The following is an 8,197-nucleotide window of genomic DNA, read 5'->3' on the forward strand; positions in this document are numbered from 1 at the left end:
GCGGAGCGGATGCGGGAGAGGTTCAGGCCGGCGCCGGAGCCGCCCTTGAAGATGAAGCCCTCCTCCTTGTACCAGTTCAGGATCGAGTCCATGGAGTCGTCGACGGAGAGGATGAAGCACGCGGAGACCTGCTGCGGGCTCTTCGTGCCGACGTTGAACCAGACGGGGGAGTTGAACGAGAAGTACTGGTGCACGAGCAGCCAGGTCAGCTCGTGCTCGAACAGCTCGGCGTCGGCCGGGGTCGTGAAGTAGCCGTGCTCCTCGCCGGCCGCCCGGTAGGTCTTGACGACCCGGTCGATCAGCTGCCGCAGGCTCTGCTCGCGGGCCTCGGTGCCGACGGCGCCGCGGAAGTACTTGGTGGTGACGATCGTGGAGGCGTTGACGCTCCAGAAGTCAGGGAACTCGACACCGCGCTGCTCGAAGACGGTCTCGCCGGTCTTCCAGTTGGTCTGCACGACGTCGCGGCGCTCCCACGTGATCTCGTCGTACGGGTGCACGCCCTCGGTGCTGAAGATCCGCTTGATCTCCACGCCTGCGCCCTTGACTCCGCCCTTGGCTGAGCCGCTCACGGTCTCCGTCATCCGAGTCTCCCCTGTTCTCTGGTGGTACTGCTGCCTGGTACTTCTCTTGCTCGCGTTTGGTGTGGCCCGGCGCACGCAGCTTCCCCACTACGCACGCCGGGCCAGTCTGGGTCAGCCCGTCGGCATCGACTGGGGCTGAGGTGGCTGCTCCGCCTCGAGCCGGAGCATCTGGATCTCGGCCTCGAAGTCGGCTGCGGACTCGAAGCCGCGGTAGACCGACGCGAACCGGAGGTAGGCGACCTCGTCGAGCTCGCGGAGCGGGCCGAGGATCGCGAGCCCGACCTCGTGGGCGGGCACCTCCGCGTGTCCGGCCAACCGCAGCGCGTCCTCAACCGCCTGTCCGAGGCAGGCCAAGTCGTCCTCGGACACGGGCCGGCCCTTGCACGCCTTGCGGACGCCGGCGACGGCCTTCTCGCGGGTGAAGGGCTCGGTGGCGCCGGACCGCTTGAGCACCGTCAGCTGCATCAGCTCCACGGTGGTGAAGCGCTTGCCGCACGCCTCGGAGGCACAGGTACGCCGCCGCCGGATGGACCCGCCGTCCTCGGCGACCCGCGAGTCGACGACCCGGGTGTCGCTGTGGCGGCAGTACGGGCAGTGCATCGCAAGCCTCCTTCCGGCATGACTAGAACACCCTCCGACGAGGGGTGATTCCTGTGGATCGAGCGGCGTTTCCTGTGGAGTAGTCACGCCGTGATGTGAGTCACGCACCTGGTTCGTGTGAACTAGATGTGGAAAACCACACCGTTGTAACTACTAGATGTAGTGGTAACCGTACGTCTCCGGCGGGGGCGGCGCAAGAGAATGCCGCAAACAGTTCGAGGGAGATCGGCGGCGAGTGCATCTGCGCAGGTCAGAGCCGGTGCGCCGGGTCTCGAGACGGCGTGTCGCGGTGTGCGAGAGGGTCGAGATCGCGGGCTGGACACATCGGGGAGAATGACCCTCGTGACGTCCCGGGGGAAGCGAGTAGCCGCCAAGCCGAAGGCGCGCTTTCGACCCACCGTGCTCGCGCTGGCGCTCGGCGTCACCGCAGGCGTCGTGGCCTGGGGCTACCTGGTGCGAGCAGCGATCGATTTCGGAGTCCAGGCCCGGGCCGGCTCCTCCGGCGCTTGGCTCTTCCTCGGCCTGGCCGGCTTCGGTGCCGTCGCCTGCCTGTTCATCGGGCTGATGCTGGTGGCCCGGATCATGCGCGTCCTCGGGATCACCAAACCGACGAGCTCCGCGCCCGACCAGCCGCGAGCCATCGGAGGCCGCCGAGCGGCTCGGTAATCCACAGCCGCGTCGTCACCAGGGTTCACTGGCCCTACCCGCGGGCAGAGACTTCCCGTGGAGGTGTTAGCGGACCTGCTCGAGCTTCAGGTCGGCGTCGTCACGCGCAGCCAGGCGATGGAGCGAGGTCTGACCTCCTACGACATCAGGCGCCTGGTCAGGCGGCGCGAGCTGACCGTCGTGCATCGCGGCGTCTACGTCAACCACACCGGACAACTCACCTGGTTGCAGCGCGCGTGGGCTGCCACGCTCGCGCTCGCTCCGGCCGCACTCAGCCACTCCTCGGCCATCAGGGCCGCCGACGGCCCCGGACGGCGAGCCGACGAGCGACTGATCCACGTGGCCGTCGAGCGGAATCGCAACGTCGCCGCACCGGCGGGGGTCTCGCTACACCGGATGCTTGGCTTCGCCGACCGCGTGCAGTGGAACTGCTCACCGCCCAGAGTCCGGATCGAGGAGGCGCTGGTGGACGTGGCGGCCAGGTCGAAGAGCGATTTCGCCGCGATAGAGGTGCTCGCGGACGCCCTACAGTCACGTCGTACGACCACGGATCGGCTGTTGACCGCCATCGCTGGTCGCACCCGGGTCGCGCGGCGCTCGTTCCTGGAGGGAGTGCTTGACGACCTCGCGCAGGGCACCTGCTCAGTCCTGGAGCATGGCTACCTCACGCGGGTCGAGCGGCCCCACGGCCTCGCCGTTCCTCGACGGCAGGTGAGGGCATCGGCTCGCGGGCCGGTGTACCGGGACGTCGAGTATCGAGCTCAGCGCCTGGTCGTCGAGCTCGACGGTCGACTCTTCCACGACAACGCCGGCGCCCGCGACCACGACCTCGATCGGGATCTCGACGCTGCCGTGGACGGCTTGTTCAGCGTGCGGCTGGGGTGGGGGCAGGTGTTCGCGCGGCCGTGCGCCACTGCTCACCGCATCGGGCGCCTGCTCCATGCGCGCGGCTGGTCCGGCCCCGTGAAGACGTGTCCGGAGTGCGCTTACGCGGTGGATTGACGTCAGTATTTGACACCAACCCACCGCGTAGCCGGGAACCGGGCCCGCATCTGCCCCGGGTCACAAACCCTGAACAACCGCAAGGGGCGGGCCAGCGCGTGGCCCGCCCCTTGTCTTCCCCGGCTCACCGTCGCCCGGGGTCGAGGCGGGCGACGGAGGTGTGTGGGGCGGCTCAGCCGCCGGTGGGGACGCGCAGCTTCTGGCCGGCGTACAGGAAGGAGGAGTCGAGTCGGTTGAGGTCCTCGATCTGCTCCACCATCGCGTTGACATCGCCGTCGGTGGTGAGACGAGCGGCGAGGTCGTAGAGGGTGTCGCCGGGCTGGACCTGGACGACGAGGGTGCGCTCGGCCTGGCCCCGCTCACCGGAGGCGACCGAGCCGGTGCCCCAGAACACGCCCAGCGCCAGGATCGCCAGCAGGCCGGCGGCGAAGACGACCAGCCGGCCACGGCGGGTCAGGCGCACCGTCGAGGTGGGCCGGGCGATCGGGGCGGAAAGGGTCATCGTGCTCATCGGGACCTCCTGGGGAAGCGGCGGTCAGCCTGGTGGTCAGTGCGTTCGACCGAAAGCCTGCCGACGACCACTGACAACCCCCGTGGTAGCAGTCGGTCGAGCAGACGTTCGATCGAACATGTGTACGAGATTAGAGCACGTGTTCGAACCGGTCAAGCGTCCTCGGGAGAACTTCCCGGGTCGCCCGGGAAGCGGCCCGAGGCGCCCGAGCCGCGGTGGCCACACGCTCGGAGCACCATCACCGACACCCAGGAGGACCCATGACCGTCGTACCTCGTCGCCTCTGGCAACTCGCCGGAGCGCTCTGCATCGCCCATGTCGCCCTGATCCCGGTCGGCCTGTTCCTGCAGCAGGGCCCACTCTTCTCGGACGGGCTGCAGGGCATCACCGACGCCTACGTCAACGGTGACATCACCCGGGTCTTCACCGGTGGCGTGCTGGAGTCCTTCGGCTTCCTGCTGATGGTCCCGGCGCTGGTCTTCCTGGGCCGGGTCCTCGGGCGGCGCTCCGAGGCCGGGGCGTGGGCCGCCCAGACCGGCCTGCTCTGCGGCCTCGCCTACGTCACGGTCACGTTCGCGGTCGGCTTCCCGCCCGGGGCCGCAGCGATGTACGGCGCCCAGCACGGCCTGGACCTCGAGGCCGCCTTCGCGCTCAACAACGTGAGGATCTTCGGCTACTTCCTCAGCCTGCTGCTGCTCGGCGGGAGCACGCTCGGCTTCGCGGTGGCGGCACTCGCCGACCGGGTCCACGCCCGCTGGTTCGGCTGGTTCGGGGTGGCGACGGGGCTGGCACTGCTGGCCTCGACCCCGCTCGCCGGCCTCGGGGCTCAGGACTGGGGCACCCTCGTCTTCATGGTGTGGTTCGTGGGCGTCGGCGTCCTGATGCTGCGCCACAAGGACGACACCTCGGACGCGCGGACGAACCCCGTCGGTTCACACCCGCGGGACGTCGTCATCGGGCACGCTTGACCCGAGGTGAGGCGATGCGGGCGACCAGGCTGTGCGCGGCTTCGCTGCTGGCTGTCCTCGCGATCACCAGCGCGGTGGTCGCGGCGGCGGCAGACACAGGTCGCCCGCTCGCCGACGACGTGGCGATCGTCGTCGTCGTCGCGACCTACGCGCTCGTCGGCGTCGCCGTCGAGCTCGGTCGCCCGGCCCATCCGGTCGGGTGGTTGATGCTGGCGGGCAGCGCCGCCTGGGGTCTCGGCGAGGCTCTGCTTGCGGCCGCGGTCACCGGGCTCGCGCGCGACCCGGACTCGTCGGGGTACGCCCTCCTCGGTGTGATCGGCTCCGCCGGTCGCGGCCTCGGTTGGCTGCTGCTGGTCCTCGCACTTCCGCTGGTCTTCCCGACCGGGCGGGCACCGACCCGGTGGTCGGTCCGGCTGGTCGCCGGCAGTATCGCCGCCTTCACGCTGGCCTCGCTCGTCGCGCCCGAGCCGTTGGAGGAGAGACTGGCTGGGGTCGACAACCCGCTGGGGGTGTCCGAGAGCTGGCAGTTCGCCGCGGACCTGCTGGCGGTCGGCTCACTCGCCGCCTCGTTCGTGGCGCTGGTCGTGGCTGTCCACGCCCTGATCCGCCGGTGGCGGACCGGGGGCGAGCTGGTGCGCCAGCAGATCGTCGGCTTCGGCGTCGCCTTCGCGCTGCCGCTGCTGGTGCTCCCGATCGCCTCGACGTCGTGGGTCCGGCCGTGGATGTTCGCACTCGCGGCGCTGCCGGTCCCGGTCGCCGTGGGCGTCGCGATGTTCCAGCGCCGCCTGTACGACGTGCAGCAGGTGGCCCGACGCACCCTGACCTACCTCGCGCTCTCGGCCGTGCTCGCGTGCGTCTACGCACTCATCGTCGGCGGGGTCGGTGTGATGCTGCGCGACCGGGGAGCCCCTTGGCTGCCGTGGGCGGCAGCCGGGGTCGTGGCCGTCGCGTTCGCGCCGATGCGTGACTCGCTCCAGCGCGGCGTCACCCGGGTGACCTACGGCCGGTGGTCGACGCCGGCTGAGGTGCTGGCCGACACCGGTCGCCGGTTGGCCGACGCCGCCGACGGCCGGGCGCTCCTGGCGGCGCTCACCGACGAGCTCGTCCACGGCCTGGGGCTCGACCACGTCGAGATCCAGGACGCCGACGGCCGCCAGCTGGCTGCATCGGGCGCTGACGCGGCCGTGACCGAACGACTCCCCCTGATGGCGTACGGCGCCGAGGTCGGCACCCTGCAGTGGGCCGGGCGACCGCTGCGACCGGCCGACCGTGAGCTGCTCGTCGACCTGGCCCACCAGATCGGCGCTGCCGTGCACACGACGGCCGTGGTCGACTCGCTCCACCGGGCCCGCGAGCAGCTCGTCCTCGGACGCGAGCAGGAGCGGCGCCGCCTCCGCCGCGACCTCCACGACGGACTCGGCCCGTCGCTCGCGGGCCTCGGGCTCCAGGTCGACGCCGTGCAGAACCTCCTCGCCGCCGGCGCCGACCCCGGCGACCGGATCGAGCAGCTGCGCGCGGGCCTGCGCGAGACCGTGACCGAGGTGCGACGGATCGTGGAAGGCCTGCGCCCGCCGGTCATCGACGACCTGGGACTCTTCGGTGCGGTGGCCGAGCTCGGCCGCGAGCTCAGAGACCGTTCCGGGCTAGCGCTCGAGCTCGAGCTGCCCGCGGGTCGTCCCCCGCTGCCGGCGGCGGTCGAGGTCGCGGCGTACCGCGTGACGCAGGAGGCCCTGACCAACGTGGTGCGGCACGCCTCGGCGACGAGCTGTCGCGTCGCGGGATCGCTGGACGACGGCACGCTGGTGATCTCCGTCGCCGACGACGGCAGAGGCGGGGCGGAGCCGGCCGCGGGGCTGGGGATGACGAGCATGCGCGAGCGGGCGCACGAGATCGGCGGGCAGGTGGAGATCCTCAGCCGCGGCCACGGCACCACCGTCACGATCCGACTCCCGGTACGAACCGAGTCGGTCCGGTGATCCGCGTCCTGGTGGTCGACGACCACCCACTCTTCCGGACCGGGCTGACCGGGCTCCTGGAGACCGTTCCCGACATCACCGTCGTCGGTCAGGCGGGGGACGGGGAGGCCGCCGTCGCGCGGACGCTCGAGCTGCGGCCCGACGTGGTGCTGATGGATCTCAACCTGCCCCGCACGCCCGGGCTCGAGGCCACCCGGCGGATCGTCACCGCCGCCCCGGACGTCGCGGTGCTGGTGCTGACGATGGTCGCCGACGACAACAGCGTGGTCGCCGCGCTCCGGGTCGGCGCACGCGGCTACCTCCTCAAGGAGGCGGGCCAGGACGAGGTGCTCGCCGCGATCCGCACGGTCGCCGCGGGAGGAGCCGTCGTCGGGCCCGGCGTGGCGGCCACACTCGTCGACCGCCCCGCGGGTCACGGCCTCACGCGTCGCGAGTCGGAGGTGCTCGCACTGCTGGCGCAGGGCATGAGCAACCCCGAGATCGCACGAGATCTCGACCTCAGCCTCAAGACGGTGCAGAACCACGTCTCGAACGTGCTGACCAAGCTTCAGGTCCGCGATCGGACCCAGGCGGTACTCCGCGTACGGGGGCTCGACTGACGACACGCGGTTCGAACAGGTGTTTGAAATCCTCGAGCGGTCGTGACACCCTCCTGCCATGGCTGAGAAGAAGGTCTCCGAGCTGCCCGACGGGCCGGCCGACGCGACGGGTCTGACCCCGCGCCAGCAGAAGGTGCTGGCCACGATCAAGGACTCGATCGAGAAGCGGGGCTACCCGCCGAGCATGCGCGAGATCGGGAGCGCCGTGGGGCTGACCAGCTCCAGCAGCGTGGCCCACCAGCTGAAGACGCTCGAGGAGAAGGGCTATCTCAAGCGCGACCCCAAGCGGCCGCGGGCCCTCGAGGTCTTCCTCCCCGAGGTGATGGCGGCCCGCCGCAGCCTCGGCAGCGCCGAGGAGACCTCCTTCGACGAGACCGGCGTCGGCGACGCAGCACCGGCCGCGTCGTACGTCCCGGTGGTCGGCCGGATCGCGGCCGGTGGGCCGATCCTGGCCGAGGAGCGGATCGAGGACGTCTTCCCGCTGCCCAAGCAGCTGGTCGGCGACGGCACGCTCTTCCTGCTCGAGGTCTCCGGCGACTCGATGGTCGACGCTGCGATCTGCAACGGCGACTACGTCGTGATCCGGCAGCAGCCGACGGCCGACAACGGCGAGATCGTGGCGGCCATGATCGAGGGCGAGGCGACGGTCAAGACGTTCCAGCGCAAGGACGGGAAGGTCTGGCTGCTCCCCCACAACGACGCCTACGAGCCGATCGACGGCACTCACGCCACCATCCTCGGGAAGGTGACCGCCGTCTTGCGGCGCGTCTGAATCTCAGGGGACGACTCGGGGCTAATCCGGAGGCGTCTCGGGGCCATACCCAGTATAGTCCCGCTCATGAAACGGGGGTTTCGTGAGTTTGCGCTGCTGGTCCTGCTGTACGTCGCGTACTCGGCGTCACGGCTCTTCGCCGACGACGCCTTCGCGCCCGCCGCCGAGCGGGCCCGCGATCTGGTGGCAGTCGAGCGCTGGCTGCTGCTCGACGTCGAGCAGACGCTGAACGTCTGGTTCGCGACGCAGGACGCGATGGGGCTGGTGGCGAGCTACTGGTACGCGACGCTGCACTACATCGTCACGGCGGTGGTGCTGGTCTGGCTCTACCGTCGCGGGTGGGAGGCCTACCAGCCGGCCCGGCAGGCCCTCGCGGTCGCCACCGTGCTCGGTCTGGTGCTCTACCTGCTGGTGCCGATGGCGCCGCCCCGGCTGCTCCCCGACTACATCGACGTGCTGCAGCTCCACTCCGCGTCCGGGTGGTGGGGTGGTGACGCCTCGGCGCCGCGCGGGCTCGGCGGC

General features: G+C 70.7%; 9 protein-coding genes and 1 pseudogene. 7 read left to right on the forward strand and 3 right to left on the reverse strand.

Annotated elements, in window-relative coordinates; translation table 11 throughout:
- Both VFZ39_RS14990 and nrdR read right to left on the reverse strand, forming a co-directional pair.
- Nucleotides 1–581, reverse strand: a pseudogene (locus tag VFZ39_RS14990) (vitamin B12-dependent ribonucleotide reductase); the annotation flags it as partial.
- Between the two features lie 111 nt (nucleotides 582–692).
- Nucleotides 693–1,181 (reverse strand): transcriptional regulator NrdR, encoded by a 489-nt coding sequence (gene nrdR / locus VFZ39_RS14995; RefSeq protein WP_330866581.1) that lies wholly within the window; start codon nucleotides 1,179–1,181, stop codon nucleotides 693–695.
- A gap of 342 nt (nucleotides 1,182–1,523) precedes the next feature.
- Here nrdR and VFZ39_RS15000 point away from each other — a divergent pair, with 342 nt between their 5' ends.
- Nucleotides 1,524–1,847 (forward strand): hypothetical protein, encoded by a 324-nt coding sequence (locus tag VFZ39_RS15000; RefSeq protein ID WP_330866582.1) that lies wholly within the window; start codon nucleotides 1,524–1,526, stop codon nucleotides 1,845–1,847.
- Between the two features lie 57 nt (nucleotides 1,848–1,904).
- Entirely contained in the window at nucleotides 1,905–2,849 is a 945-nt protein-coding gene (locus VFZ39_RS15005) for a type IV toxin-antitoxin system AbiEi family antitoxin domain-containing protein (RefSeq protein WP_330866583.1), read from the forward strand.
- A gap of 172 nt (nucleotides 2,850–3,021) precedes the next feature.
- On the opposite strand, the gene VFZ39_RS15010 is transcribed toward VFZ39_RS15005, so the two are convergent.
- Nucleotides 3,022–3,360: a LysM peptidoglycan-binding domain-containing protein gene (locus VFZ39_RS15010; protein ID WP_330866584.1), complete on the reverse strand. Its 339-nt coding sequence runs from the start codon at nucleotides 3,358–3,360 to the stop codon at nucleotides 3,022–3,024.
- A 260-nt stretch (nucleotides 3,361–3,620) separates the two neighbouring features.
- On the opposite strand from VFZ39_RS15010, the gene VFZ39_RS15015 reads away from it, so the two are divergent.
- The 5 genes from VFZ39_RS15015 to VFZ39_RS15035 all read left to right on the forward strand — a co-directional run.
- Nucleotides 3,621–4,328: a hypothetical protein gene (locus VFZ39_RS15015; RefSeq protein ID WP_330866585.1), complete on the forward strand. Its 708-nt coding sequence runs from the start codon at nucleotides 3,621–3,623 to the stop codon at nucleotides 4,326–4,328.
- Between the two features lie 14 nt (nucleotides 4,329–4,342).
- Nucleotides 4,343–6,304 carry a sensor histidine kinase gene (locus tag VFZ39_RS15020; RefSeq protein ID WP_330866586.1) on the forward strand — a complete coding sequence of 654 codons (1,962 nt, stop codon included), beginning with the start codon at nucleotides 4,343–4,345 and terminating at the stop codon, nucleotides 6,302–6,304.
- Entirely contained in the window at nucleotides 6,301–6,903 is a 603-nt protein-coding gene (locus tag VFZ39_RS15025) for a response regulator transcription factor (RefSeq protein WP_330866587.1), read from the forward strand. The genes VFZ39_RS15020 and VFZ39_RS15025 overlap by 4 nt, the downstream gene beginning before the upstream one ends.
- A gap of 58 nt (nucleotides 6,904–6,961) precedes the next feature.
- The gene (gene lexA, locus VFZ39_RS15030; protein ID WP_330866588.1) at nucleotides 6,962–7,675 is read left to right on the forward strand and encodes a transcriptional repressor LexA; all 714 of its coding nucleotides are present in this window, start codon (nucleotides 6,962–6,964) and stop codon (nucleotides 7,673–7,675) included.
- Between the two features lie 66 nt (nucleotides 7,676–7,741).
- The coding region (locus VFZ39_RS15035; RefSeq protein ID WP_330866589.1) for a phosphatase PAP2 family protein at nucleotides 7,742–8,197 on the forward strand (456 nt) is incomplete at its 3' end.

The sequence above is a fragment of the Nocardioides sp. genome, assembly GCF_036374615.1.
Classification (GTDB): domain Bacteria; phylum Actinomycetota; class Actinomycetes; order Propionibacteriales; family Nocardioidaceae; genus Nocardioides.

Bases quoted from the DNA above. Each gene is read 5' to 3' on its own strand.
- lexA (WP_330866588.1), top strand. From the start codon at position 6,962: ATGGCTGAGAAGAAGGTCTCCGAGCTGCCCGACGGGCCGGCCGACGCG.
- VFZ39_RS15015 (WP_330866585.1), top strand. From the start codon at position 3,621: ATGACCGTCGTACCTCGTCGCCTCTGGCAACTCGCCGGAGCGCTCTGC.
- VFZ39_RS15010 (WP_330866584.1), bottom strand. From the start codon at position 3,360: ATGAGCACGATGACCCTTTCCGCCCCGATCGCCCGGCCCACCTCGACG.
- VFZ39_RS15020 (WP_330866586.1), top strand. From the start codon at position 4,343: ATGCGGGCGACCAGGCTGTGCGCGGCTTCGCTGCTGGCTGTCCTCGCG.
- nrdR (WP_330866581.1), bottom strand. From the start codon at position 1,181: ATGCACTGCCCGTACTGCCGCCACAGCGACACCCGGGTCGTCGACTCG.